This window comes from Saccharopolyspora sp. MMCC62 (genome assembly GCF_057736575.1).
The window spans coordinates 137,753-164,691 of sequence record NZ_JBYKCM010000008.1 but is presented as its reverse complement, the minus strand read 5'-3'; the positions used below and the strand labels follow the sequence as shown (position 1 = coordinate 164,691).

General features: G+C 73.5%; 14 protein-coding genes and 1 pseudogene. 4 read left to right on the top strand and 11 right to left on the bottom strand.

Going from position 1 to position 26,939, the window contains the following annotated elements; genetic code table 11:
• The first annotated feature begins 39 nt into the window (after positions 1-39).
• On the top strand, positions 40-966 hold the full coding sequence (coaA, locus tag AC29IT_RS19635; RefSeq protein ID WP_358436346.1) for a type I pantothenate kinase: 927 nt from the start codon (positions 40-42) through the stop codon (positions 964-966).
• On the opposite strand, the gene AC29IT_RS19630 is transcribed toward coaA, so the two are convergent.
• Positions 967-2,613, bottom strand: coding sequence for a PucR family transcriptional regulator (locus AC29IT_RS19630; protein ID WP_358436349.1), 1,647 nt, complete (start codon positions 2,611-2,613; stop codon positions 967-969). It lies immediately after the preceding gene.
• A 114-nt stretch (positions 2,614-2,727) separates the two neighbouring features.
• On the opposite strand from AC29IT_RS19630, the gene pruA reads away from it, so the two are divergent.
• Together pruA and AC29IT_RS19620 are read left to right on the top strand one after the other, a co-directional pair.
• Entirely contained in the window at positions 2,728-4,356 is a 1,629-nt protein-coding gene (gene pruA / locus AC29IT_RS19625; RefSeq protein WP_358436352.1) for an L-glutamate gamma-semialdehyde dehydrogenase, read from the top strand.
• Between the two features lie 60 nt (positions 4,357-4,416).
• Complete coding sequence (locus AC29IT_RS19620) at positions 4,417-5,346, top strand: proline dehydrogenase family protein (protein ID WP_488219720.1); 930 nt, start codon at positions 4,417-4,419, stop codon at positions 5,344-5,346.
• A gap of 111 nt (positions 5,347-5,457) precedes the next feature.
• On the opposite strand, the pseudogene AC29IT_RS19615 reads toward AC29IT_RS19620, so the two are convergent.
• From AC29IT_RS19615 to AC29IT_RS19585, 7 genes and pseudogenes are all read right to left on the bottom strand, one after another.
• Positions 5,458-7,518: pseudogene (locus tag AC29IT_RS19615) on the bottom strand (type I polyketide synthase); the annotation flags it as partial.
• An 11-nt stretch (positions 7,519-7,529) separates the two neighbouring features.
• The gene (locus tag AC29IT_RS19610) at positions 7,530-16,469 is read right to left on the bottom strand and encodes an SDR family NAD(P)-dependent oxidoreductase (protein WP_488219719.1); all 8,940 of its coding nucleotides are present in this window, start codon (positions 16,467-16,469) and stop codon (positions 7,530-7,532) included.
• A 1,396-nt stretch (positions 16,470-17,865) separates the two neighbouring features.
• Complete coding sequence (locus AC29IT_RS19605; protein ID WP_358436360.1) at positions 17,866-18,429, bottom strand: GTP-binding protein; 564 nt, start codon at positions 18,427-18,429, stop codon at positions 17,866-17,868.
• 16 nt (positions 18,430-18,445) lie between these two features.
• On the bottom strand, positions 18,446-18,808 hold the full coding sequence (locus tag AC29IT_RS19600; protein ID WP_358436363.1) for a DUF742 domain-containing protein: 363 nt from the start codon (positions 18,806-18,808) through the stop codon (positions 18,446-18,448).
• Between the two features lie 2 nt (positions 18,809-18,810).
• Entirely contained in the window at positions 18,811-19,239 is a 429-nt protein-coding gene (locus AC29IT_RS19595) for a roadblock/LC7 domain-containing protein (protein WP_358436367.1), read from the bottom strand.
• 7 nt (positions 19,240-19,246) lie between these two features.
• The gene (locus AC29IT_RS19590) at positions 19,247-21,580 is read right to left on the bottom strand and encodes a nitrate- and nitrite sensing domain-containing protein (protein WP_358436369.1); all 2,334 of its coding nucleotides are present in this window, start codon (positions 21,578-21,580) and stop codon (positions 19,247-19,249) included.
• A gap of 518 nt (positions 21,581-22,098) precedes the next feature.
• A complete protein-coding gene (locus tag AC29IT_RS19585; protein WP_488219718.1) occupies positions 22,099-23,730 on the bottom strand; it encodes an FAD-dependent monooxygenase in 1,632 nt (543 codons plus the stop codon).
• A gap of 95 nt (positions 23,731-23,825) precedes the next feature.
• Between AC29IT_RS19585 and AC29IT_RS19580 the strand changes: the two genes are divergently transcribed.
• Positions 23,826-24,392 (top strand): TetR/AcrR family transcriptional regulator, encoded by a 567-nt coding sequence (locus AC29IT_RS19580; protein ID WP_488219717.1) that lies wholly within the window; start codon positions 23,826-23,828, stop codon positions 24,390-24,392.
• An 85-nt stretch (positions 24,393-24,477) separates the two neighbouring features.
• Here the strand turns inward: AC29IT_RS19580 and AC29IT_RS19575 are convergent, their stop codons facing one another.
• The 3 genes from AC29IT_RS19575 to AC29IT_RS19565 form a co-directional block, all read right to left on the bottom strand.
• A complete protein-coding gene (locus AC29IT_RS19575) occupies positions 24,478-25,491 on the bottom strand; it encodes a DUF418 domain-containing protein (RefSeq protein WP_488219716.1) in 1,014 nt (337 codons plus the stop codon).
• A 213-nt stretch (positions 25,492-25,704) separates the two neighbouring features.
• Complete coding sequence (locus tag AC29IT_RS19570) at positions 25,705-25,908, bottom strand: type II toxin-antitoxin system antitoxin (RefSeq protein WP_488219715.1); 204 nt, start codon at positions 25,906-25,908, stop codon at positions 25,705-25,707.
• Between the two features lie 54 nt (positions 25,909-25,962).
• Positions 25,963-26,880, bottom strand: a complete 918-nt coding sequence (locus AC29IT_RS19565) for an SPFH domain-containing protein (RefSeq protein WP_488219714.1) — start codon at positions 26,878-26,880, stop codon at positions 25,963-25,965.
• Positions 26,881-26,939 lie beyond the last annotated feature (59 nt).

Genomic DNA, 26,939 nt, shown 5'->3' with positions numbered 1-26,939 from the left:
CGAGAACCGGCCGGTCCTCAACGTCGAGGGGTGTGCGCCGTGACGCGAGTCCGCGAACTGAGCCCGTACGTCGAACTGCACCGCAAGCAGTGGCGGGAGCTCAGCGACTCGCTGCCGCTGCCCCTCACCCATTCCGAGCTGGAAGCGCTGCGCGGCCTCGGCGAACCCGTCGACCTCGACGAGGTCGCCGACGTGTACCTGCCGCTGTCCCGGCTGATCAACCTGCAGGTCGCGGCGCGGCAGCGGCTGCACGACAGCACCACCACCTTCCTCGGCGAGACCGCGCCGAAGGTGCCGTTCGTGATCGGCCTCGCGGGCAGCGTCGCCGTCGGCAAGTCCACCACCGCGCGCATCCTGCGGGCGCTGCTGGCCCGCTGGCCCGACCACCCGCAGGTCGACCTGGTGACCACCGACGGGTTCCTGCACTCCAAGGCCGAGCTGGTGCGGCGCGGCATCATGCACCGCAAGGGGTTCCCGGAGAGCTACGACCGGCGGGCGCTGCTGCGCTTCGTGACCGAGGTGAAGTCCGGGGCCGAGGCCGTGACCGCGCCGGTGTACTCGCACCTCGCCTACGACATCGTGCCCGGGCACGAGCAGGTGGTGCGGCAGCCGGACATCCTCATCGTGGAAGGGCTCAACGTCCTGCAGCCCGGGCCGAGCCTCGCCGTGTCCGACCTGTTCGACTTCTCCATCTACGTGGACGCGCACACCGACCACATCGAGCGCTGGTACACCGACCGGTTCCTGGCGCTGCGCGGCACCGCGTTCGCCGACCCCGAGTCGCACTTCCACCACTTCGCCGGCCTCTCCGACGAGGACGCGCGGGCCGAGGCGCACCACCTGTGGCACACCATCAACCGGCCGAACCTGGTGGACAACATCCTGCCCACCCGGCCGCGCGCCACCCTGGTGCTGCGCAAGGACGGCGACCACGCCATCAACCGGGTGCGCCTGCGCAAGCTCTGATCAACGGCTCTGCCTGCGGTGCAGCAGCAGGTGCAGGTGGGCCGTCAGGCGTTCGGCGGAGTCCGACAGGTCGAGCCCGGTGATCTCGCCCGCGCGGCGGATGCGGTGCCGCAGCGTGTTCGGGTGCACGTGCAGCGCGGCGCTCGCGACCCGCACGTCCCCGAAGTGCTCCAGGTACGCCAGCACGGATCGCGCCAGCGCCCCGGAGTGCTCGGCGTCGTGGGCGAACAGCGCGTCCACCCGCGGATCGCGGAACCGCTCGTTGCCGCCGAGCACCGTCAGCAGCTCGCTGAGCACCACCCGGGAGCGCACGTCCGCGATGGTGGCGATCGGCGCGTCCAGGTCGTGGCCCATCGCGTCCAGCACCCGGTCCGCCTCCGCGCGCGAGTGCGGCACCTCGGCCAGCCCGGCCACCACCGAACCCACCCCGGCCTGCACCGCGGCCCGCAGCTGCTGACCGGCCGCGGCCGCGATCTCCCTGGTCATGCCCAGCACCCCGGGCAGCGCGTGCACCGGCAGGTCCGGCAGCAGCACGTACACCCGCGAACCGAGCGTCGTCACCAGCGCGCTGCGCCGGTACGCGGCGGCGTGCACCGAGATCAACCCGGTCATCTCGGCGCGCTCCAGCTCCAGCTCCGGCCGGTTCGACACCCCGGCGCGGCCGCGCAGCGTGAACACCACGACCACGGCGGGCCGGGACGCGTCGGCGCCGATGTTGCCCGCGACGCCGGCCGCGTCGACCTTGCCGTCGAGCAGCCCGATCAGCAGGTTCTCCCGCAGCCGCGGGGCGGCGCTGGCCTCGGCTCGCTGCCGGATCAGTTGCACCGCGGCGACCCGGGCGGCACCGAGCAGCGCGCGCTGCGACCGCTCCTCCAGCGGACGGGAACCCTCCTGCACCCAGATGGTGCCCAGCGGTTGCGCGCCCGCGTGGATGCCGACCGCCATCCGGCGCCGGATGCCCAGGTCGGGGCGCTCGTCGACGCCCACGACCTCCTCGCCGGAGCGCAGCCGCTCGTACACGCCCCACTCGCGCAGCATCGCCAGGTACGGTTCCGGCCCCCGGCGGCCCAGGATGGACAGCCTGCGCAGCTCGTCCACCTCGTCATCGGAGCGGTCGGAGCGGGAGTAGGCCAGCACCCGGCTGGAGGTGTCCTCGATGCTGACGCTGCCGCCGGTCATCGCCGCGACGGTCTGGGCGAGCGCGAACAGGTCGCCCGGCGCTTCTCCCGCGTCCGCTTCGACGGTGAGCCGCGCGTTGTCCACGACGGAGCGCACCAGGGAGGCCAGCTGCTCCCAGCGCACCTCCGGCCACACCCCGAACAGGGCGATGCCCGCGTCCAGCGCGGCGTCCCGCAGCACCGCCGCGTCCCGCTCGGCCTGCGTCTTCACCGCCACCGCCGCGGCCCCGTCCCGCGCGGCGGACCGGACCTGGCGCAGCGCGGAACGGCCGCGGGCGCCGATCACCAGCACCAGGTCACCGGGGTTGGCGGCCGCGTCCTCGTCGGGTTCGGCGATCACCACGTCCCGCACGTCCACGTCCAGGCCGGCCGGGGCCGCGAGCAGGTCGATCAGCGGTTCGCCGACGGCGACGAGCAGCTGTCGCAGCGGAGCTCCGGGCGCCGCCGGGCCACGCGGGTCCTCGTCCAACCGAACAACACGCTCCCCTCAACGATGGCCGATCGTACAGCCGCAGCGGGCCGTCCCGCTCCTACTGTTCTGGGTATTCCAGAACCCCAGCCGACCCGCGAGGAGGCGACAGGCATGGACGCCATCACCACCGTCCCGGCCCCGAGCAACGAACCGGTCAAGTCCTACGCTCCCGGCTCCGCCGAGCGGGAATCGCTGCACAAGCGCATCGCCGAGCTCGAATCCGAGCGCCTCGACCTCACGTCCACCATCGACGGCGTGCAGCGGATGGCGGGCGGCGACCGCTTCGACGTGGTGCAGCCGCACGACCACGCGCACGTGCTCGGCACCTCCGCGCAGGCCACCCGCGAGGACGTGGCCGACGCGGTGCGCGCCGCCAAGAACGCCGCGCCCGGCTGGGCCGCCACCCCGTTCGACGAGCGCGCCGCGGTGCTGCTGCGCGCCGCCGACCTGCTCGCCGGTCCGTGGCGGGACACGATCAACGGCGCCACCGTGCTCGGCCAGTCCAAGTCGGTGCAGCAGGCCGAGATCGACGCCGCCTGCGAGTTCATCGACTTCCTGCGGTTCAACGTGCACTACGCGCGCCGCATCCTCGCCGAGCAGCCCACCTCGGTGCCGAACGAGTGGAACCGGATGGAGTACCGGCCGCTGGACGGCTTCGTCACCGCCATCACCCCGTTCAACTTCACCGCCATCGCCGGGAACCTGCCGACCGCGCCCGCGCTGATGGGCAACACCGTGGTGTGGAAGCCGACGCCGTCGCAGCAGTTCGCCGCGCACTTCACCATGCGGATGTTCGAGGCCGCCGGGCTGCCCCCGGGCGTGATCAACCTGGTGACCGGGGACGGGCAGGCCGTCAGCGACGTCGCGCTGGCCGACCCGGACTTCGCGGGCCTGCACTTCACCGGCTCGACCGGCACGTTCAAGAAGCTGTGGCGCACCGTCGCCGAGAACCTCGACTCCTACCGCAGCTACCCGCGGATCGTCGGGGAGACCGGCGGCAAGGACTTCATCGTGGTGCACCCGTCGGCGGACCCGACCCCGCTGGCCACCGCGTTCGCCCGCGGCGCCTTCGAGTACCAGGGGCAGAAGTGCTCGGCGGCGTCCCGCGCCTACGTGCCGCGCTCGATCTGGGAGGGCGGGCTGCGCGACGAGCTGGCGGAGCTGACCCGGTCGATCAGCTTCGGCGACGTCACCGACTTCGGCCACTTCGGCGGCGCGGTCATCGACGCGCGGGCGTTCGCGAAGCACCGGGCCGCGCTGGAGCGGGCGCGCACCACCTCCTCCATCGAGGTGCTGGCCGGCGGCGGCTGCGACGACTCGGTCGGCTACTTCGTGGAGCCGACGGTGCTGGTCTGCGACGACCCGTCCGACGAGGTGTTCACCACCGAGTACTTCGGGCCGATCATCGCGGTGCACGTCTACGACGACGCCCGCTACGCGGAGATCCTCGACGTGGTGGACGCGTCCAGCCCGTACGCGCTGACCGGCGCGGTGTTCGCCACCGACCGGTCCGCGATCGAGCTGGCGCACCGGAAGCTGCGGCAGGCGGCGGGGAACTTCTACGTCAACGACAAGCCCACCGGGTCCATCGTGTCCCGCCAGCCGTTCGGCGGCGGCCGCGCCTCCGGCACCAACGACAAGGCCGGCTCGATGTTCAACATCCAGCGCTGGACCAGCCCGCGCGCCATCAAGGAGACGTTCGTCGCGCCCACCGGGCTCGGCTACCCGCACATGGACTGATCCGGCCCGAGGCGGACGGCACCGCCGTCCGCCGGAGGACTCGGCGGCTGAGGAGACCCGATGTTGCGCTCTGCCCTGCTCGCCGCCGCGCGTTCCGCGAACGTGCGGCGCATCGTGACGGCCAACCCGCTCACCGGCCCGGTCGTGGACCGCTACGTGGCCGGGACCTCCGCGGCCGACGCGGTCGCGGCCACCAGCGCGCTCGCGGCGCGCGGCATGCACACCTCCCTGGACCACCTCGGCGAGGACACCCTCGACGCCGGGCAGGCCGCGGACACCGTGAACGCCTACCGGGCGGTGCTCGGTTCGCTCGGCGACGCGGGCCTCGCCGGTCGGGCCGAGGTGTCGGTGAAGCTCTCCGCAGTCGGGCAGTCCCTGCCCGCGGACGGGGAGAAGATCGCGCTGGACAACGCGCGGCTGATCTGCGAAGCCGCCGCGGCGGCGGGCACCACGGTCACCCTGGACATGGAGGACCACACCACCACGGACTCCACGCTGGGCATCCTGCGGGACCTGCGGGTGGACTTCCCGTGGGTGGGCGCGGTGCTGCAGGCGTACCTGCGGCGCACCGAGCAGGACTGCCGGGACCTGGCCACCGCCGGTTCCCGGGTGCGGCTGTGCAAGGGCGCCTACGCGGAGCCCGCCTCGGTCGCGTTCGCCGAACGGTCCGAAGTGGACAGGTCGTACGTGCGGTGCCTGCGGGTGCTGCTGGACGGCGCGGGCTACCCGATGGTGGCCACGCACGACCCGCGGATGATCGAGATCGCGCTCGACCTGGTCGCGCGCGGTGCGCGGTCCGCGGAGAGCTTCGAGTTCCAGATGCTCTACGGGATCCGCCCCGACGAGCAGGAGCGGCTGGCGGCCGCCGGGCACCGGCTGCGGGTGTACGTGGCCTACGGCGACCAGTGGTACGGCTACTTCATGCGGCGGCTGGCGGAGCGCCCGGCGAACCTGGCGTTCTTCGCCCGGTCGCTGCTCGGGCGCGGCTGATCCGGTGGTGCGGGCTCGTGATCACCACGAGCTCGCACCGCCCGTTCCTCCCGGTCGACGGCGGAGGTCCTGCGGCGAGGGGCGATGGCGCCCCTCGCCGCAGGCGCGCGGTCAGACCCAGTACTCCTGGTGCGCGAAGAGGTACCCGGGCACCGGGATGGGGGATCCGGTGCCGGTCCGGCGCCAGCCGACGGGCACGCCGCGCACGTGCAGCCAGGCCAGCACCCGCTCCAACGCTTCGGACCCGCCGTGCGGCGGCAGTGCGACCGCGTCGGGGTTCCCGGCGAGCTCACCACCGAGCACGATCGCCGAGCAGGTCCCGGCCGCGGTGCGCTCCCGGACCGCTCCGGCGCAGTCCCCGGTGCTGGTGACCGCATCGGCTTCCAGCCCGGCGGCCGCCGCGATGTCCGCCGCCACCGCCGCCGCCTCGGGGGCGACGATCAGGTGGTTCGGGCGGACTCCCCAGTCGGCGAGGTCCGCGGCCAGCTCCACCTGTTCCTTGCCGGGCAGCGCGACCGGCAGCACCAGTGCGACGTCCCGCGCGGTCCGGTCGCCCAGCGGCACCTCGGAACCCGGCGCGCCCGCGGCGAGCTCGCGCAGCGCGCGCACCCCGTCCGGCGTGCTGCGGGGCAGGATCGCGGCCCGCCACGGGAATCCGCGGCGCGGCGCGAGCGAGACGGCGACGTCCGCGGGCGACGGCTCCCCGGCCTGCTCGATCGCCCCGGCCAGCGCGGCCGCGTGCTCGCGCAACCCGTCCCCGGTGCGGGCGTCCAGCAGCCACGGCGTGGTGCCCGCGGGCGCGGTCGGTGCGGGGACGTCCTGCTCCGCGGCCTGTTCAACGATGACGTGGGCGAGGGTGCCGCTGATGCCGAACGCGGACACGGCGGCGCGGCGCGGCCTGCCACGGTCCGGCCAGGGCCGCGATTCGTCCAGCAGCGCCACTCCCCCGCCGCGCCAGTCCACGTCGGTGGAGGCGCGTTCGGCGTGCAGCGTCTTCGGCAGCACGCCCTCCCGGATCGCCCAGATCATCTTGATCAGGCCGGCCGCGCCCGCGGCGGCCTGGGCGTGGCCGAGGTTGGACTTCACCGAACCGAGCCACAGCGGGTGCTCGGCCGCACGGCCCCGGCCGTAGACGGCTTGCAGGGCGTTCGCCTCGATGGTGTCGCCCAGCGGGGTGCCGGTGCCGTGCGCGTCGATGGCGTCCACGTCGGCGGGGGCGAGCCCGCCGCGGGTCAGCGCCTCCTCGATGACGCGCTGCTGGGCGCGGCCGTTCGGCGCGGTGAGCCCGTTGGAGGCGCCGTCCTGGCTGACCGCGCTGCCGCGCAGCACCGCCAGCACCCGGCGGCCGTGGCGGCGGGCGTCGGAGAGCCGTTCCAGGATCAGCACCCCGACCCCTTCGGCCCAGCCGATGCCGTCGGCGTCGGCGGCGAACGCCTTGCAGGTTCCGTCGGCGGCGATGCCGTGCTTGCTGAACTCGATGAACATCGACGGCGAGGCCATCGACGTCACCCCGGCGGCCAGCGCTAGCGAGCACTCCCCGTTGCGCAGCGCGTTGCTCGCCAGGTGCACCGACACCAGCGAGGAGGAGCACGCCGTGTCCACGGTGACCGCGGGCCCCTCCAGCCCGAACGCGTAGGCCACCCGCCCGGAGGTGACGCTGCTGGTGACGCTCGTCAGGTAGTTCTCGTCGTGGTTCAGCCCGGCCGCGTCGATGCGCGCGGTGTAGTCGTTGTACATCACCCCGACGTAGGCGCCGGTGGAGCTGCGCCGCAACGAGGTCGGGTCGATCCCCGCGTGCTCGAACGCGTGCCAGGACGCCTCCAGCATGAGCCGCTGCTGCGGGTCCATCATGCGGGCCTCGTCGGGTTCGATGCCGAAGAACTCCGCGTCGAAGCCCTTGATGTCGATGAACCCGCCGCGTTCGGTGTTCGACTTGCCGGGCCGGCCGGGCACCGGGTCGTAGAGGTCCGCGGGCCAGCCGCGGTCGGTGGGGAAGTCGCCGACGGCGCAGCGCTCCCCGGCCACCAGGTCCCACAGCCGCTCCGGGGTGTCCACGTCACCGGGGTAGCGGCAGGCGACGCCGACCACGGCGATCGGGTCGTCGGCGGGCTGCGCCTGTTCGGCGCGGAGCCGTTCGTTCTCCAGCAACGCGGCCCGGAGGGCTTCGACGAGCTGCTCGGTCATCAGCGATCACCTTGTTTCAGCGCCATGGCGACGAGTTGGTCGGCGGTCATCTCCGCGATGGCCGACACCGGTTCGGGTTCCGCCGGTGCGGGTGCGGCGGCCGGTTCCGGGGCGAGCCGATCGAGCACGTGCTCGGCCACGGAGGTGATGTCGGGGTGGTCGAACAGCAGGGTCGGCGGCAGCGACGTCCCGGTGGCGGCGGCGAGCTCGTTGCGCAGTTCCACCGCGGACAGCGAGTCGAAGCCCATGTCGAAGAACGCGGTGTCCACGTCCACCTGATCGCCGGAGCCGTGGCCGAGGATGCTCGCGACGTGGGTGCGGACGACGTCCACGACCGCGCCCAGCCGGGCCTGCCCGGACAGCCCGCGCACCCGTTCCGCCAGCGATCCGGCGGAGCCGCCCGCCGCCCCGGCGGGCGCGATGCCGCGCATCAGCGCGGGGAGCCCGCCGCTGCCCGCGAGCCTGCGCAGCTGCGCGCGTTCGACCGGCACCGGCAGCAGCACCGGCAGGTCGGCGGAGATCCCGGCGCTGAACGCGGTCACCGCCTCGATGCCGGTGATCGGCCGGAACCCGGAGCGGTGCAGCCGGGCGATGTCGGCGTCACCGACCTGCCCGCGCATCCCGTCCTCGGTGGCCCACATGCCCCAGGCGAGCGCGGTGCCCGCGAGCCCGGCCGCGCGGCGCTGCGCGGTCACCGCCTCCAGGAAGGCGTTGGCGGCGGCGTAGTTGCCCTGCCCGGCGGAGCCGACGGCGGCGGCCGCGGAGGAGAACGTCGCGAACATCCGCAGGTCGGCGCCCGCGGTGAGCTCGTGCAGGTGCACCAGCGCGTCGACCTTGGGCGCGGCGACCCGCTCGATCTGCTCGGCGGTCATCCCGCCGATCGTCGCGTCGGCCAGCACCCCGGCGAGGTGCACGACGCCGATCAGCGGGTGCGCCGGGTCGATCGAGCCGACCAGGTCGACGACCTGGTCGCGCCGGGTCGCGTCGCAGGCGGCGAGGTCCACCTGCTCGGCGCCGAGCTCCAGCAGCCGGGACCGCAACTCCTCGATCCCGGTGGCGCGCGGGCCGCGGCGGCTGGCCAGCACCAGCCGTCGCACCCCGTGGGCCGTCACCAGGTGCGCGGCGATCTCGGCGGCGAGACCACCGGTGCCACCGGTGAGCAGCACGGTGCCGTCGTCCAGCCGGACGTCGCCGCTGCCGCCGGTGGTGCGGGCGAGGCGGGCCGCGTGGAAGCGGCCGTCGCGGACCGCCAGCTGCGGCTCGTCGTCGGGCAGTGCCGCGAGGACGTCCGCGAGCCCGTCGTGCTCGTCGACGTCGACCAGCACGAACCGGTCGGGGTGCTCGGACTGGGCGCTGCGGATCAGCCCGGCCGCGGCGGCGTGCGCGGCGTCGCCGACGGTGCCGCCGTCGACGGCGTGGGCCTGCCGGGTCACCACCACGAGGCGGGAGGCCGCGGCGCCGGGCGTGGCCAGCCAGGCCCGCACCAGCTCCAGGGCGGAGCCGATCGCGTCCCGGGTCGCGGCGGCCAGCCCGTCGTCCCCGATCCGCGCGGCGCCGTACTCCGGCAGCGGGACGGCGACCAGCTCCGGCAGCACGCCGTTGCGGCCGAGCGCGGCGAACGCGGCCGCCGGGTCGGCGCCGACCTCGGCCACGACGGGCGCGCCGGACGCGGGCCAGGAGTGCGGCTCGACGGCCACCCATTCCTGGGCGAACAGCACGTCGCGCAGGTTCACCCCGGCACCCGCCTGCAGCGAGCGGAAGGTCAGCGCGTCCACCGCCAGCAGCCGCCGCCCGGTTCGGTCCTCGACCACGAGTGTCGCGGTGTCCGGCCGCACCTTGGTGAGGCGCACCCGCACTTCGGCGGCGGCCGGGCCGTCGGTGGCGGTGACACCGCTCCAGGCGAACGGGACCCGCACGTCGTCGCCGTCGTCGAGCACGCCCATCGCGTGCAGGCAGGCGTCGAGCAGCGCCGGGTGCAGCACGAGTTCGCCCGCGTCCCGGGCCACGTCGGCGGGCAGCGCCACCTCGGCGGTGACCTCGTCGCCGGTGCGCCAAGCGGCGCGCACCCCGCGGAAGGCGGGCCCGTACTCGTACTCGCGTTCGGTGAAGCCCTCGTACATGGCCGCGACGTCCACGGCTTCCGCGCCGGGCGGCGGCCACTGCACGGCCGGGGCGGCGGCCGGTTCGGCGTGCGGGCCGAGCTCACCGGAGGCGTGCAGCGTCCACTCCGATCCCTCCGCGGGCGCGGAGTGGATCTTCAGCGGCCGCCGCTCCCCCGCGCCGGGTGCGCCCACCGACACCTGGATGCGGCGGTGCCCGTCGCCGGGCAGCAGCAGCGGGCTGTGGTGGGTCAGCTCGACCAGGCGCGGGCAGCCGAGGCGGCGCCCGGCGCGCAGCGCCAGCTCCACGTGCCCGGTACCGGGGAAGATCGTGTCGCCGCGCAGCACGTGATCGCCCAGCCACGCCTCGGCGGCCACCGACACGCGACCGGCGACGATCGCCCCCGATCCGTCGGCGAGTTCGAGCGGTTCGTCGAGGAACGGGTGCCCGGTGCTCGGTTCCACCGCGTCGAGCTCCAGCCAGTAGCGCTGCCGCTGGAACGCGTAGGTGGGCAGCTCGTCGAGGAATTCGCCGGTCGGGAACACCGCCGTCCAGTCGACCGGTGCGCCGTCCACGTGCCGCCGGGCGAGGTCGTCGAGCGGCCCGGACGCGGTGACCGCGGCCGCGTCGCGACCTTGACCGGACCACACGCCGGTCCCGGTGCGCCCGCGCGCCAGCAGCTCCAGCCCTTCGCGCAGCTCCTCGACCGAGGAGCCGACGACGACGCCGCGCCAGCGGAACGCGGTGCGCCGGGCGAGGGTGTGCGCCACGTCCGCGACCCGGTGCGCGTCCAGCTCGGGGTGCTCCAGCAGGTGCCGCGCCTGGTCCTGCAGCGCGGCGGCGGTCTGCCCGGACAGCACCCAGGCGACGGGGCGACCGGCGGGGGCCGGGCGGGTCCGCGCGGGCGCGGGCGGCTCCTGCAGGATCGCGTGGCCGAGGGTGCCGCCGATGCCGAACCCGGAGATCGCGGCCCGGCGCGGGCCGTCGGTCGCGGGCCAGGACCGCTGCTCGGCGAGCAGCGACAGCCCGCTGCTGGGCCAGTCGATCAGCGGGGTCGGTTCGTCCGCGTGCAGCGTCTTCGGCAGCACGCCGTGCCGGAACGACTCCACCAGCTTGATCACCCCGGCGACGCCGGCGGCGGTCTGCGGGTGCCCGATGTTCGACTTGATGGAGCCGACGAACAGCGGCCGGTCCGGGGCGCGGTCGCGGCCGTAGGTCTCGACCAGCGCCTGCGCCTCGATGGGGTCGCCGAGTTTGGTGCCGGTGCCGTGCGCCTCGACGACGTCGACCTCCCGGCCGGAGAGGCCCGCGGTGCGCAGCGCGGTGCGGATCGTGCGCTGCTGCGCGAGCCCGTTGGGCGCGGTGAGCCCGTTGGAGGCCCCGTCGGCGCCGACCGCGGTGCCCAGCACCACGGCGTGGACCTTGTGCCCGTTGCGCTGCGCGTCGGACAGCCGCTCCAGCAGCAGCACGCCCGCGCCCTCGCCCCAGCCGGTGCCGTCGGCGTCCGCGGAGAACGACTTGCAGCGGCCGTCGGGGGACAGCGCGCGCAGCCGGGAGAACTCGACGAACGGCTGCGGCGTCGGCATCACGGTCGCGCCACCGGCGAGCGCGTACGAGCACTGCCCGCCGCGCAGCGCCTCCACCCCGAGGTGCAACGACACCAGCGAGGACGAGCAGGCGGTGTCGATGCCGATCGACGGCCCTTCGAAGCCGAAGAAGTACGACAGCCGCCCGGTGGCGATGCTGCTGGCGGTGCCGCTCTGCAGGTAGCCCTCGTGGTTGCGGACCGCGCGCGGCCGGTCCACCCAGCGCGGCGTGTAGTCCTGGTAGGTGATGCCGACGAAGACCCCGGTGTCGCTGCCGCGCAACGAGATCGGGTCGATCCCGGCTCGTTCGAACGCCTCCCACGAGGTCTCCAGCAGCAGCCGCTGCTGCGCGTCGGTCACCAGCGCCTCCCGCGGGGCGATGCCGAAGAAGTCGGAGTCGAACATCGCCGGGTCGCGCAGGAATCCACCGCGGGTGCAGTAGGTCGTGCCGGGCTGCTCGGGGTCCGTCGAGTGCAGCCCGGTGGGCCAGCCGCGGTCGGTGGGGAACTCGGAGACCACGTCGCGGCCTTCGGCGACCAGGTCCCACAGCTCACCGGGGGTGGTGACGCCGCCGGGGAAGCGGCAGCCCATGCCGACGATCGCGATCGGTTCCGGTCCTTCGTCGGCGGGCCGGGGCTCGACGACCTCGGTGCGGGCGACCGGTTCGGCCCGCTGCCGGGTGGCGGGGTCGAGCCGGTCCAGCTGCTCGGCCAGCGCGCGCGGCGTGGGGTGGTCGTAGGCCGCGGCGGCGGGCAGCTCCAGCCCGGTGGCGGCGACCAGCCGGTTGCGCAGCTCCAGCAGGCCGACCGAGCCGAGCCCGGTCTCGAAGAACGTCAGTCCCGGTTCCACCCGGTCCTGCTCGCTGGTGCCGAGGCACGCGGCGGTCTGCTCCAGCACCAGCTCCAGCAGCCGGGCCCGCCGGTCTTCGCCGGTGAGGCCGTCGACGGCGGGCGTCTCCGGTGCGGGCGGCGGCGCGGCGATCCCGGTGCTGCGGCCCGCGGAGGTGAGCCAGAAGTGCTTGCGCTGGAAGGCGTAGGTCGGCAGCTGCGGCAGCGCGCCGTTCCCGGGACCGGCGACGGCGTCCCAGTCGATCGGGTGCCCGGCCACGTGCAGCTGCGCCACGCCGTGCAGCAGCGCCGCGGTCTCGTCCCGGCCCTGGCGCATCGTCGCCGCCACGGCCGCGGCCGGGTCGAGCTCGGCGAGGCAGGCGCGGGCCTGCACGGTGAGCGCCGCGCCCGGACCGACCTCGACGAAGGTGCGGGCGCCGAGCTCGCGCGCGGTGCGCACCCCGTCGGCGAACCGCACCGCCCCGAGCACGTGCTCCAGCCAGTAGTCCACTGCGGACATGCGCTCGTCGGCGAGCTCCCCGGTGACGTTGGAGATCACCGGTAGCCGCGGCCGCCGGAACGTCACGGTGCCCAGCACCGCGGCGAACTCGTCGAGCATGCCCGCCATCAGCGGCGTGTGGAACGGGTGGCTGACCCGCAGCGGCCAGCTCCGGCGGCCCTGCGCGGTGAACCGGTCCGCGACGGACTCGACGAGCTCGCGGCGGCCGGACACCACGGTGCTGCGCGGCGCGTTCACCGCGGCGACGGCGATCCCGTCCGGGTGCTCGGCGAGCACCGCGCGGACCTCGTCCTCGGTGGCCTCCAGCGCGGTCATCGTCCCGTCGACGTCCACGGCCTCCATCAGCCGGGCGCGGGCGGCGACGACGCGGACCGCGTCCGGCAGGTCGAGGATCCCGGCGACGTGCGCGGCGACCAGTTCGCCCAGCGAGTGCCCGAGCAGCACGTCCGGGCGCAGCCCCCAGGACTCCAGCAGCCGGAACAGCGCCACCTCGACGGCGAACAGCGCGGGCTGCGCCCAGGCGGTGCGGGTCAGGGCCCGCTCGTCCTCGGCGAGGACCGCGCGCAGGTCACCGCCGGTCTCGGCGTCGAACAGCGCGCACACCTCGTCGAAGGCCGCCGCGAACACCGGGTGCTCGGCATGCAGCCGCCCGCCCATCCCGACGCGCTGGCTGCCCTGCCCGGAGAACAGCACCGCGGTGCGGCCGTCCACGGCGCGACCGGACCAGGCGCCGGGTGCGGGCCGCTGCTCGGCGAGCGAGCCGAGCCCGGCGACGAGCTCCGCGGCCGAGCCGCCCACGACGGCCGCGCGCCACGGGAACGACGAGCGCCGGGCCATCGCCCGGGACCACTGCCGCAGCGACGGGCGGTCCGCGGCGGCGAGGTGCGCGGCGAACCGGCGCGCCTGCTCGGCCAGCGCGGGAGCGGTCTTCGCCGACAGCGGCAGCGCCACCACGCCGTCGTCGTCCGCGGCGGGCTCCGCCTCGACCGGCGGCGCCTCCTCGATGATCACGTGCGCGTTGGTGCCGCTGATGCCGAACGCGGACAGCCCGGCCCGGCGCGGGACGGCGCCGCGCGGCCACGGCGCGCGCTCGGTGAGCAGCGCGATCCGGTCGGCGTCCCACTCCACGTGCGAGGAGGGCTCGTCGACGTGCAGCGTCCGGGGCAGCACCTCGTGCTGCAGCGCCAGCACCATCTTGATCACGCCGGTGACCCCGGCCGCGGTCTGGGTGTGCCCGACGTTCGACTTCACCGAGCCGAGCCGCAGCGGGCGGTCCGGGGCGCGGTCGGCGCCGTAGGTCGCCAGCAGCGCCCGCGCCTCCACCGGGTCGCCGAGCCGCGTTCCGGTGCCGTGCGCCTCCACGGCGTCCACTTCGGACGGTTCGAGGCCCGCGCCGGCCAGCGCCGAGCGGATCACCTCCTGCTGGGCCAGCCCGTTCGGCGCGGTCAGCCCGTTCGAGGTGCCGTCCGAGTTCACCGCGGAGCCGCGCACCAGCGCGAGCACCGGGTGCCCGTTGCGCCGCGCGTCGGAGAGCCGCTCCAGCAGCAGCACCCCGGCGCCCTCGCCCCAGCCGGTGCCGTCCGCGTCCGCCGCGAACGCCTTGCACCGGCCGTCGGCGGCGAGCCCGCGCTGCCGCGCGAAGGTCACCAGCATCCCCGGCGTGGCGAGCACCGCCGCACCACCGGCCATCGCCATCGAGCACTCGCCGCGCCGCAGCGACTGCACCGCCAGGTGCAGCGCGACCAGCGACGCCGAGCACGCGGTGTCCACGGTGAGCGCCGGGCCGTGGAAGCCGAACTGGTAGGCCACCCGCCCGGAGATCACGCTCGGCGTGGTGCCGGTGAGCACGAACCCGTCCAGCGCGCCCGCCGGCTCGTCCAGCGCGGGCCCGTACGGCTGCGCGGTGGCGCCCAGGTACACGCCGGTGCGGCTGCCGCGCAGCGATTCCGGGACGATCCCGGCGCGCTCCACGGCCTCCCAGCAGACCTCCAGCAGCAGCCGCTGCTGCGGGTCCATGGTCTGCGCCTCGTACTCGGAGATGCCGAAGAACTCGGCGTCGAACAGCGCGGCGTCGTGCAGGAATCCGCCCGCGGACGCGTAGGTCCGGCCGCCGCGGTCCGGGTCCGGGTCGTACAGGTCCGCCGCCCAGCCGCGGTCGGTCGGGAACGACGAGACCGCGTCCCGCTCGGCCAGCAGCGCGTCCCAGAACTGCTCGGGCGAGGCGATGCCGCCGGGCAACCGGCACCCCATGCCGACGATCGCGATCGGTTCGTCGTCGGCGTCGGTGCGGTCCGCGGCACCGGTGGTCACCGCCGGGGCGCCGTCGCGCAGCCCCGCCAGGTGGTCCACCAGCGCGGCGGGAGTGCTGTAGTCGAACAGCGCCGCCACCGGCAGGTCGAGGCCCGCGTCCCGGTTGAGCAGCGCGCAGAACTCGACGGCGGCCGCCGAGTCGAAGCCCTGCTCGCGGAAGCTGGTGCCCGCGTCGACCTCCTCCGGGGTGGCCTTGCCGAGCACGCCCGCGGCGTGCGCGTGCACCAGTTCGGCGAGGTCCGCGGCCCCGGCCGGGTCGCGTTCGGCCGCGGCGTGCCCCGCGGGCAGCGGCCCGCCGTCGCGCCAGAACCCCGCGCACCGCAGCGCGTGCCCGGACGGTTCCGGCAGCGCGGCGAACGGGGCGAGGTCGACGCCGCGCACGTGCAGCTGGGCCGCGGCGGTGGCCAGCGAGTCGGCGACCGGACGCCGCTTGCGCAGCAGCGGCACCGATTCCACGTCGTCGTGCGCGGGCACGCAGTCCGCGAGCATCGAGGTCAGCACCGCGTCCGGCCCGATCTCCACGAAGGTGCGCACGCCCTGGCCGTGCAGCCAGCCGATGCCGTCGGCGAACCGCACCGGCTCGCGCAGGTTGCGCACCCAGTAGCCGGGGTCGGCGACCGAGTCGTCGGCGGCACCGGCGACGGCGGACACCACGGGCACGCGGGGCGCGGTGAAGGTCAGGTCGCGGATGCCGTCGGCCAGCTCGGCCAGGATCGGGTCGACCTGGTTCGAGTGCACCGCGATGTCCACGTCGAGCCACTTGACCCCGCGGCCGAGTTCTTCGAACCGCGCGGCGACCTCCAGCACCGGGTCCGCCGCCCCGGAGATCACCGTGGCGCGGGGGCCGTTCACGACGGCGACGGACACCTCGGCGGCGAGCTCGCCGAGCTCGGCGGCGACCTCGGCGGCCCCCGCCTGCAGCGCCACCATCGCGCCGCCGCCCTGCAGGGTGCGCATCAGCCGGGCCCGGATCACCAGCAACCGGGCGGCGTCGTCCAGGTCGAGCACGCCCGCGACGTGCGCGGCGGCCAGCTCGCCGGCCGAGTGCCCCAGCACGTGCGCCGGGGTGAGGCCGCGCTCGCGCAGCACCGCGCACAGCCCGACCTGCAGGGTGAACAGCGCGATCTGCGCCCAGTCGATCCGCTCCAGCAGCGCCGCCTCGTCCGAGCCGGGACCGGCTTCGAGGACGGTGCGCAGCGAACGGCCCAGCGCGGGCGCCACGACCGCGTCCACCCGGTCCACGACCGCCGCGAACTCGGGGTGCGCGGCGAGCAGCGGTGCCGCCATGCCCGCCCACTCCACCCCGATGCCGGTGAACAGGAAGGCGATCGGCGAGGGCTGCGGGACTCCGGTGAACAGTCCGGGGAACGGGCGGCCGGCGCTCAGCGCCGCCAGGCCGCGCGCGGCGTCCGCGCGGGTGGCGGCGACGAGCGCGGCGCGAGCGGCGCCGGGCGCACCGGGGGCGAGGGCCGCCGCGACGTCGCGGGGCTCCAACGCCGGGTCCTGCAGGCACGCACCGATGCGTCCGGCTCGGTCGCGGAGGGAGTCCAGGTCAGCACCGGTGAACAGCAGCGGAGGCGCGAATGTCTGGTCCAACGTCGGTCGTTCCCCTGTCGAATAGGAGGAGGCGGGTTCTGGGTGCTCCGGGCCGTCGGCGGACAGGCATGACCGCACCGCACGACCGGGATGGCGAATCCCGGACGTGGCGGTGCGAGACCACGCGCGCTCAGTCCGCGGTGTGCGACGACCGTCGGCGCGAATTCAAGAGTTGATCATGGTATCGGTGGTGATACGCCGCGCCGAACCGCGCGGCGACCCGAGAGGAGAACGACGATCCGGCGGCCGGGGGAACTCACCCGAGCCCCTCCCCTGCCGACCGAAGATCGCTGGTCGGGGCCCGGCCGGACGGTTTCCGGCGCCGCGGAGGGCACATCGTGGCGGATTCGAATTCATTTCGACATCGACAATGGGGAACGCGCGAAGAATTGACGTCGGCCACCGCTCCCACGGCGGCCATCGACGATACTCGGACCTGATTCCACGTCGGCATCAGCACGTCGGACGAATTGTCCGATGATTGCGGCGAGAACGATTTCCGCCACCGGCCCGACCGCGTCCACCGGGACGCGCCCGGCGGCGGGTCCACCGGCCCGCGGACACCCGGAACCCGGCACCGGACCGCTCCGGAGCCGCGGCGCGGCACGCGATCCCGCCGCGCCACGACCGGACCGGGCGACTCGGCGCCCACTGCCGGGCCGACCGCACCGTTCTCCCGGCAGGAACGCCCCGACAGCGCTTCCACCAGTACGAACGGCCCTTCCCGACGATCTCCGGACGACGCGCGCCGAGCACTCGCTCCGCTCGCGCGACGTCCGGTCGAGCCGCAGCGCCCACCGGCGGCACCCGAACCACCGCCGTGCGGGCTCGGCGAGCCCCTCTCACACATGTCCCAACCCTCCGCCGCGAGCGGACGCACCCGAAATGACCCGCAGCAGCGCGGATGCACGCGCTCGCAGGTCCGACCAGACGCCCCCCGTTCAGGCGCTGGACGAACTGCGAACACCAACCAATCATTCGATCGGACTACCCCATTTGTCAAGCATGAAATTATCTTCCGAGTTGTTGCGCACCGGCCGTCACGACCCCACCGAAGCAACCTCCATCCGGGTACCCGTCCACCAATTCCACTGTGACGACCGGCACCTTATCCGCGCAGGTGAACGGCCCCGCCGGAGCTGCATTCGTGCACCATTCGGACCAGGGCACCAAGAACTCGCAGTAACCCGGGATCCGATTTCTTGGGCCGATCCCGAATAGTGCTTGATCCGAACGGAGCAACAGCGTTGATCTCGGAGTAATCGACGCACCGAAATCGCGACGGCGAGCACGCACCGAGACCACTGGAATCGCGCCCGGCGGACGCCGGCAGGCCACCCGGAAAGCACGGGAGGGATGGAGCCGAGGTCCGGCCCCATCCCTCCCGCGCAGTACCTCAGCCCGCCGCGGCGGCCAGGTCCCGCTGCTGCAAGGCGTGCTTGACGAGCGTCACGAGCACCTTCTTGCTGGACTCCCGGTCCCGCGCGTCGCAGAACATGATCGGGGTCTCCGCCCCCATCGCGGCGGCGGTGCGGACCTCGTCCTCCGTGTAGGAGAACTCCGTGTTGTCGAAGCAGTTCACCGCCACGACGAACGGAATCCCGCGCCGTTCGAAGAAGTCGATGGACGGGAAGCCCATCGCCAGCCTGCGGGTGTCCAGCAGCACCACCGCGCCGATGGCACCGGTGGACAGCTCCGTCCACAGCGAACCGAACCGCGCCTGCCCCGGGGTGCCGAACAGGTACAGCACGATCTCCTGCGAGATCGTGATGCGCCCGAAGTCCAGCGCGACCGTGGTGGTGCGCTTGGTCTCGGTACCGGTGAGGTCGTCGACGCCGACGCTCGCCTCGGTCATTTCCTCTTCTGTGCTCAGCGGCGTGATCTCGCTGACCGATCCGATGAAGGTCGTCTTCCCGACGGCGAAACCGCCTGCGACGACGAGCTTCACCGAGTCGGGCATCACGGGCGTGGCGCCGTCAGAGCCTGTTGAGTCCGGCAAGCACTGCCTCCAAGATATCGCGATCGCGCGGCTGCACCATGCGGGAACGCGCAAGTGATCCGTGTTCGAGCAGGTCGGAACAGAGCACCCGGATGACGCCCAGCGGCAGGCCCAGCCCGGCGGACAGCTCCGCCATCGACTGCGGGGCGCCGCAGCGCTCCAGGATGGCCTCGTGCTCGGGCGTCGAGGCGGCGCTGCGGCCGGTGTCGGCCAGCGTCGCCACGACCTGGGTCGCCCGGTCCAGGTTGATGGCCGCGTCAGGGGTGCGGCCGCCGGTCAGCGCGTAGGAACGCACCATCCGGCCGGCGTCGTCGTCGTACCACGCGTCGGAATCGGGCACGGTCAATGCTTCTCCGCACCGACGGGGTTGCGCGCGCCCTTGCCGAGCCGCTCACCCACGTTCTTGATCAGGCGACGCATCTCGTACTGCAGCTGCTCCGCGTCGACGCTGCGGCCTGCGACGACCAGCACGGAGTTGCGCGGGTCGACGGCCAGCACGTACATGGACATCGTCTCGGTGGCGAGCAGGTTCATGTCGATGTCCCCGCCCTCCAGCTCGTAGCTGAGCGCCTTGCTGGTGGCGCGCAGCGTGCCGCAGGCCGCCGAGATCTTGTCCGCCCGGTCCTGGTCCAGGTTCTTGGAGAACGCCGCGGGCAGGCCGTCATGGGTGAGGACCAGCGCGTGCAACGTGTCCGGCACGTTGTCCAGCATCTGATCGAGGAGCCAGGCCAGGTCCAGGTCCGGCTTCCGGGAGTTCATCAGTTCGTTCACGCTTTCCTCACTGCACGTCGTCGTCGGAATCGGGCTTGCCGGAATCGTCGCGGGAGCGCCGGTCGGCGTTGAAGAAAGTCATCAATCCCGGTGCGAACTCAGGAGCGCTCTGCCGATCCGTCGGCTCGTCCTCGCCGAACCCGGCTGGCAGGTCGGCGTAGGGAACCCGCTGCGGCAGCGGCGGTCGTTCCATGCTCGTGCCTTCCGTGCTCGCGCTGGGGGTCGTGTCGGGCTGCGGTTCCCGCACGACCGGCTCGGCGACGACGGTGCTCGCCGCGGACGACGGCACCCGGGTGGGCAGCGGCTGCGCCGGGGCGCCCGCCTTGGCCACCGGCACGTCCCCGCTCCACGAGTCGCGGCGCTCCTCGTCGTCCTCGGTGACGATGTGCGCCTGCGGGATGAAGATCTCGGCCCGCACGCCCTGGTAGATCGAGGTGCCGAACTCGACGACCCACTCGTTGCGCTCGGCGAGCTGGGCGACGGTGAACAGGCCGAGCTGCTCACCGCGGTCACCGATCTTCACCAGCGAGGCGAACCCGGGCGGGTTCTTCATGGTCTCGTTGGCGCTGGTGCGCGCGTCCGGGGTCATGCCCACGCCGCGGTCGGAGATCTGCACGACGAGACCGCTGCCGACGGAGACCGCTTCGACGTGCACGTCGGTGCCGGGCGGCGAGAACGAGGCCGCGTTGGCGAACAGCTCCGCGAACATGCGCAGCATGTCGCCGATGACACCCGGCGTGACGCTGACGTTGGGCACGTGGCCCAGCCGCAGCCGGTCGTGGTGCTTGGTCTCGGCGGCGGAGGCGCGGAGGATCTCGGTGAGGTCGCGCGGCCTGCTCCACCGGCGGCCGGGGGCGGCGCCGCAGAGCACCAGCTGGTTCTCCACGACGTGCCGGGCCTGGGTGACCGATTCGTCGAGCGCGAACAGGGCGCCGAGCCGGTCCGGGTCCTCCTCGTTCTGCAGCAGCGCGTCCAGCCGCTGCGGCAGCGGACCGAGCGCGGACTGCACGCGCCGGGTCTGTCCGATGTAGAACGTGAGGGCGCCCTGCTGGGTGTCGGCCTCGTTGACCGCCGCCTGCAGCGCTTCCTGCTGGAACGCGCGGAAGGCGTCGGCGACCTGGCCGATCTCGTCGTTGCCGTAGCCCTGCAGCGAGGTGGACTCGACCTGGACCCGTTCGCCCGCGCGGACGCGGGACATCATCGAGGGCAGCGTCTTCTCGGCCAGGTCGCGGGCTTCCGCGCTCAGCCGCTGCAGACGCGGCAGCAGCGAGCCGTCGATGACGGACCGGTACCGGCGGCGCGTCCAGAAGAAGAAGCCGAGGGAGAACAGACCGGCCGCGATCGCACCGGCGACGGCCACGGCGATCGCGCTGTCGCCGTCTTCGACGGTCTGCGCGGACAGCAGGTCGACCTGCTCGCTGGTGATCGAGGTGAGTTCGCGGTTCACGGCCTGGGTGATCCGCTGCCACTCCTCCAGCGACACGCCCGCGTCGGTCGGGTCGCTGCCCGGGCCGCCCTGCATGATCGAGTTCTCGACCGAGACGAGCCGCGCCCAGTCCGGGTTCTCGGTGATCAGCCGCTGGTAGCGCGCCTGTACCGAGGGCTTCAGGTACGAGATGTTCTTCTCGAGCTCGGAGTGGTACGAGCCGTTGAGGCGCAGCAGCTGCAGGTGCTGCTCCGGCGTGAGCTGCCCCGTGGTGAGCGCGGTGGAGACCAGCGCCGACTCCCGGGACATCAGGTCGGTGGAACGGAACAGCGCCGTACCCGCGATACCGCCCTGCGCCGTCTCCGAGTCCGGCACCAGTCGGGACTGGGTGTCGAACAGGTCGGTGGCGATGTCGAAGATGCCGTCGTAGTAGTCGGTGACCTCGGCCGACGAGACCTGCCCGTTGGCGAGCCTGCCGCGGACCTGGTCGAGCTTGCCCAGCTCACCGCTGAGCTTGTCGACCGGACCGGCGATCTCCGCGGGCGCCGTGCTGAGCGCGGCCTGGATCGCCTCGTTCATCCGGCTCAGCTGGGCGTCGGTCCGCGCCTGCTGGTCGCGCAGCTCGGTCTGGTCGGTGGTCCCGCCGGAGGCCACGTCCTGGCTCAGCCGCCGTTCGGACTGCAGCGCGTCGAGCGCGGTCACCGCGGGCAGGGAGACCTGCCGGACGCCGGAACCGATCACCCTGGTGTAGACACCATCGGTGACGAACGTGGCGCACCAGACGAGCCACAGCACCAGTACCACGATCCAGGGGATCGTGACGGCCAGCGTCAGGCTGGAACGGATCGATCTTTCCGAGGTGCTCTGCGGTTCACCAGGTGGCTTGGTGACGTTGTCGGGATCTGTTGTGCTCACAGCGCTCCACGTTGTCGGTCATCTGACGTGGTGTGTTGCGGGAACGCGCGCGTCCCAGCGGGCGCGGCCTGGGCCGCCGGACTCGTCCGCCCTGGTGGAAACGGGCAGGAGGTCTCGCCGATAGATGGCCTGAACAGGCGTCTTCCCGGGGACACGGCTCCTTCCACACACCGTCGTCTTCCGCTCCTGCAGAGCACGAGCGGAAGTGCATTCCCCCCTGCGCGAGACACTTTAACGGAAGATGATCAGGGGACCGGTGATCGGCCCCGGAGTCGTTCACCACGCCCACATCGACCTACGTCACGCTGCGCTTTCGGTTGGGAGCACAGCGAAAAACGTTCCGTCCTCGAACGCGCGAAAAGCGGTCCCGGGACCCTGCAGACCCCGGGACCGCTCTTCAGCCCGGCACCGCCGGCGTGCTGCCCACCCTTCCGGCGGAACCGGACACGGAATGCACACCCGGAAATCGAGCGGGTGCGCGGTTCATTTCCGCATTCGGTCCAATGGAATGCGCCCCGTTATTTCACCCGTTCGGCCGCAACCGGCTTCGCACGATCGGCGGCAGGGAGCCAGCGCGCCAGCCAGTCCGCCACGGGCCCCGGGTCGGCGGTGCGCGCGGCCGCGGCGAGGTACCCGTCCGGACGAACCAGCAGCAGCCCGGGCCGCGCCGCGAGGTCGCGCACGGTCGCTGAATCGGTTCCGCGCAGCGCGGGTTGCGCGGCCGCGGGGACCGCGTGCCGGACGGTGAGCACCTCCCGCCACGGCGCCAGCCGCTCGGCGATCGCCGCGAGGTCGGCACCCCGATCGCCGACCCAGAGGGTGAACCGGTCGATGTCGAGGAGTTCGTGCAGCCGCTCGGATTCCACCGCCACCGCACCGTCCTCGACGACCAGCACGTCGGCGTCCGGCACCCGGTCCCCGGCGCGGAGCCGGCCGAGCCCGCCGCCGCCCGCCGAGATCGGACTGTCCCGGTAGTGCGCGGCGACCTCACCGATGGCCGCCGTCGCCCTGTCCTGCAGCGCGGCGGTGCCCAGCGCGATCGGCGCGATGCGGGTGAACACCTGGTGCAGCACCGGATTCGTGGAGTTGACGACGCGGGTGGCGGTGTCGGTGGCCCGCACGATCGCACCGATCACCGGCAGCCGGTCGGTCTGGTAGGTGTCGAGCAGTTCGGGCCGCGCCCGCCCGTGGTGCACCATCGCCAGCTTCCAGCACAGGTTGATCATGTCCTGGATGCCGGTGTTCATGCCCTGCCCGCCCGCCGGGCTGTGCACGTGCGCGGCGTCGCCGCCGAAGAAGATCGACCCGTGGCGCAGCGAGTCGAGGTGCCTGCTGTTGATCCGGAACCGGGAGCTCCACCGCATGCCGTGCAGCCGCACCGGCATCGGCAGCACGTGGTCGCAGATCTCCTGCAGCTTCCCCAGTTCCGGCGCGGCGGCGTCCTCGTCCTGCGGCCGCGGGTCGACGGCCATGAACCGGAACCGGCCGCCGGAGAGGGGGAACGCGGCGACGAACCCGTCGGCGGCGAGGAACACCGAGAGCTCGTCCTCCCGGACGTCGCCGTCCACGTGCAGGTCGGCCAGCACGTAGCGCTGCGGCAGCGAGGCACCCTCGAACGGCAGCCCGAGCCCGTGCCGCACCCCGCTGTGCGCGCCGTCGGCGGCGATGAGCCACCCGGCGGTGGTGGCCTCGGGCTCGCCATCGGCCTTCGCGAGCACGGCGCGCACGGTGCCGTCGGCGGCCTGTTCGCAGGACAGCAGCTCGACGCCGCGCTCCACCCGCACGCCTTGGCGGTGCAGCCGCTCGCGCAGCAGGCGTTCGGTCTCGGACTGCGGCAGCAGCAGGATGTGGTTGTACCGGCTGGGCATCCGGTCCAGTTCGACGGTGGCGAGCCGCTTGCCGCGCCCGTGCAGGGCGGTGGCGCGGGCCCGGTTGCCGAGCCGCTGCATCTCAGCGCCGATGCCGCGCGGGTGCAGCAGTTCGAGGGTGCGGGCCTGCACGGCGAGCGCGCGGGAGGTGGCCGGCGGTTCGGTGGCGCGGTCGATGATCCGGACGGGCACGCCGAGCCGGGACAGTTCGACGGCCGCGGTCAGCCCGGTCGGTCCCGCTCCGACGATCAGCACCGGGTGGTCGCGGTTCGGCTGCGGCATGGTCGGCTCCTCGAAACACAAGTCAACAAGTGGTGACTTGAACGGTAGCCACACCGCCCGCAACAAGTCAACGCGCGGTGACTTAGGCTGGGGGCATGACCGCACCGCGCTCCCGCAACGCCAAGGAGACCCGGGCCGAACTGCTCGCCGCCGCGCGCGCCCGGTTCGCCGCCGACGGCTACGAGCGCACCACGCTGCGCGCCGTGGCAGCCGACGTCGGCATCGACCCGGCGCTGGTGATCCGGTACTTCGGCAACAAGCAGGAGCTGTTCGCGGCCGCCGCGGAGTTCACCCTGGACCTGCCCGACCTCACCGGCCTCGCCCCCGAGGAGATCGCCGGCGCGCTGCTGCCGCGGTTCTTCGCCGTGTGGGAGCAGGACGGGACGTTCCTCGCGCTGCTGCGCGCCGCCATGACCAGCCCCACCGCCGCCGAGAAGATGCGCGAGGTGTTCGCCACGCAGGTGGCGCCGCGGCTGACCGCGATCACCCCGGACCACCCGCGGCGGCGCGCCGGGCTGCTCGGCGCCTTCGTCATCGGCCTCGCCACCAGCCGCTACGTGCTGGCCAACCCGGGCGTCGCCGACCTGAGCCACGAAGAGCTCACCGCGTGGGCCGAGCCCGTCGTGCGCCACCTGCTCACCGGCCCGGCACCGACCCCCTGACCAGGTCAATGACCCATTCGCCCGGTCACCCTGGTCCGATGGGTCATTCACCCCGGGTCGTCCGCACCCGCACGGGGCGCGCCCGTCAGCGGCGCAGCGGTTGCACGCGCCACCAGGTGATGCAGCGCCATCCCCATTCGAGCGGGCCCTGCCGGAAACGCGCCAGCCACCACCGGCTCCACCCCAGCTGGAGCAGCAGGATGCCCGCCGCCAGCAGCGCCATCGCCCCGTACGCGCTCGACCCGGGCAGCCCGGCCAGGTGGCCCAGCGGGATCAGCAGCAGGGTCGCGGTCACGTAGTTCGTCAGCGCCATCCGCCCCAGCGGCTCCAGCACCGCCCCCAGCACCCCGCGCAACGGCGTGCGCAGCAGCAGGAGCAGGCCGGTCGCGTACGCGGTGGCCAGGCAGAGCCCGGCGACACCGGAGGCGGTGCCGAACCCGGCCGACAACGGGTCCTGCTCCTGCACCGGCAGCGCCACCGCCGCACCGGCCACCGCCAGCGCGAACACGACGCCGACCGGCCACCCGAGCCGCGGCAACGCCTGCGGCACCCCGAGCCGAGCGAGCGCGAAGCCGAGCACCAGCAGCCCCGGGATCAGCGGCAGCCCGCCGCCGAACAGCACCAGCGCCGCACCCACCCCGCCGAGGCCGAGCACCAGGTTCACCCACCGGTTAGCCCAGCTCAGCGGCAGCAGGAACACCAGCCCGAACAGCGCGTACGGCGTCAACGCCTCCCCCGGGTGCAGCAGGGCGTGCAGCAGGCCGACTGCGAACAGCACCAGCAACCTGCGGACCAGCAGCATTCGCGGCCGCGGATGGCGGTCGCCCGCGCTGAGCAGGAACAGGCCGAATCCGATGCCGAACAACAACGAGAAGATCGGGAAGAACCGCTCCTGCACGAACAGGTCGAGGAAGTGCTTCCCCGGCAGCACCTGCTGGTCGACGACGCCGCGTATCTCCATGATCGGCGGGATGTTCACGAAGAGGATGCCGCACAGCGCCAGGCCGCGGACCGCGTCGAGCTCGCCGATCCGCCGTCGTGGCGGGGCGTCGGCGGTGGCGGCGGTACCGGCCGGGCCGGTGCTGGCGGGAGTGGACATCGCGGGTCGCCTTCGGAGTGCGCAGGGGCCGCCGGGACGTCCCGGCTCACCGTCGATCCTCGCCCGGGGACCCGGTCCGCGGATCGGCCATCAGGCCGGGCGGCCCGGCTGTTCGGCCGGAACCGCCCGGCCCGGAACCGTCCGACCCGGGACCGCCGGCCCGGGACCGCCGGGTCCGGAGCCGCCCGGCCGGAGCAGCCCGGCTCGGAACCTTCAGTCCGATGTGGACTTCGGCGGTCGACCGCGCTTGGCGGGGCCGGCCGCGTCGGAGGGCAGCCGTCCCGCGTCGGCGAGGGCGCGCCGCAGCAGGAACTCGATCTGCGCGTTGGTGCTGCGCAGCTCGTCCTGCGCCCAGCGGGCGAGCGCGTCGTGGATCGCCGGGTCCAGCCGGAGCAGGAAACCTTTGCGTGCGGCCATGTTCCCGCCTCACCTCTCTCGACCGCCCGGATGAGCCGCGGCCGCCGCGACCGGTCAGTGGTAGAGCGAGCCCGTGTTCACGACGGGCTGGGTGTCGCCGCAGAGCACCACCAGCAGGTTGCTGACCATGGCGGCCTTGCGCTCCTCGTCGAGCTCGACGACCTCGCGTTCGGACAGCTTCTGCAGCGCGAGGTCGACCATGCCGACGGCGCCTTCGACGATGCGCTGCCGGGCGGCGACGACGGCTCCGGCCTGCTGGCGCTGCAGCATGGCCTGCGCGATCTCGGGGGCGTAGGCGAGGTGGGTGAGCCGGGACTCGACCACGTCGACGCCCGCGGCCCGCACCCGGGCGGCGATCTCGACGGAGAGCTTGCCGGTGATCTCGTCCGCGTTGTCCCGCAGCGAGAAGGGCTGTTCGCCGTCGCCGTCGTACGGGTAGCTGGTGGCGATGTGCCGGACCGCGGTCTCGGTCTGGGTCTCGACGAATTCGACGAAGCTGTCGACGGCGAAGGTGGCCTGCGCGGTGTCGGCGACCTGCCACACCACGACGGAGGCGATCTCGATCGGGTTGCCGTCGGAGTCGTTGACCTTCATGACGGCGGTCTCGTGGTTGCGGATCCTGGTGGAGACCTTCGTCTTGCTGCTGAACGGGTTCACCCAGTGCAGGCCGGCCGGGCGCACGGTGCCGGTGTAGCGGCCGAGGAACTGCAGCACCCGCGCCTCGCCGGGCGCGACGGCGACGAGCCCGCCGAACAGCACGAGCCCGACGACGCCGACCACCAGCCCGGCGATGATCGGCAGCCCCGCTTCGCCGGCGAGGCCGACGGCCAGCACCCCGCCACCGCCGAGCACGAGCACCAGGGCCACGACGGCCATCAGCACGCCGGGCAGCCGGAACGCCTGCTGCTCGACGACCGGGGATTCGGGCATCCGCACCGGCTTGGTCTCGCGGTCTTCGAGTTGAACGGTCATGAGGTCCCCCTGACGTCGGTGATCGTCCTACTACCAGAACAGTAGCACAGTGATATCAC

What these genes read in the sequence shown, in the direction of transcription:
- AC29IT_RS19565 (WP_488219714.1), bottom strand. Translation starts at nt 26,880, where the DNA reads ATGACCGTTCAACTCGAAGACCGCGAGACCAAGCCGGTGCGGATGCCC.
- pruA (WP_358436352.1), top strand. Translation starts at nt 2,728, where the DNA reads ATGGACGCCATCACCACCGTCCCGGCCCCGAGCAACGAACCGGTCAAG.
- AC29IT_RS19575 (WP_488219716.1), bottom strand. Translation starts at nt 25,491, where the DNA reads ATGTCCACTCCCGCCAGCACCGGCCCGGCCGGTACCGCCGCCACCGCC.
- AC29IT_RS19605 (WP_358436360.1), bottom strand. Translation starts at nt 18,429, where the DNA reads ATGCCCGACTCGGTGAAGCTCGTCGTCGCAGGCGGTTTCGCCGTCGGG.
- AC29IT_RS19585 (WP_488219718.1), bottom strand. Translation starts at nt 23,730, where the DNA reads ATGCCGCAGCCGAACCGCGACCACCCGGTGCTGATCGTCGGAGCGGGA.
- AC29IT_RS19570 (WP_488219715.1), bottom strand. Translation starts at nt 25,908, where the DNA reads ATGGCCGCACGCAAAGGTTTCCTGCTCCGGCTGGACCCGGCGATCCAC.
- AC29IT_RS19620 (WP_488219720.1), top strand. Translation starts at nt 4,417, where the DNA reads ATGTTGCGCTCTGCCCTGCTCGCCGCCGCGCGTTCCGCGAACGTGCGG.
- AC29IT_RS19580 (WP_488219717.1), top strand. Translation starts at nt 23,826, where the DNA reads ATGACCGCACCGCGCTCCCGCAACGCCAAGGAGACCCGGGCCGAACTG.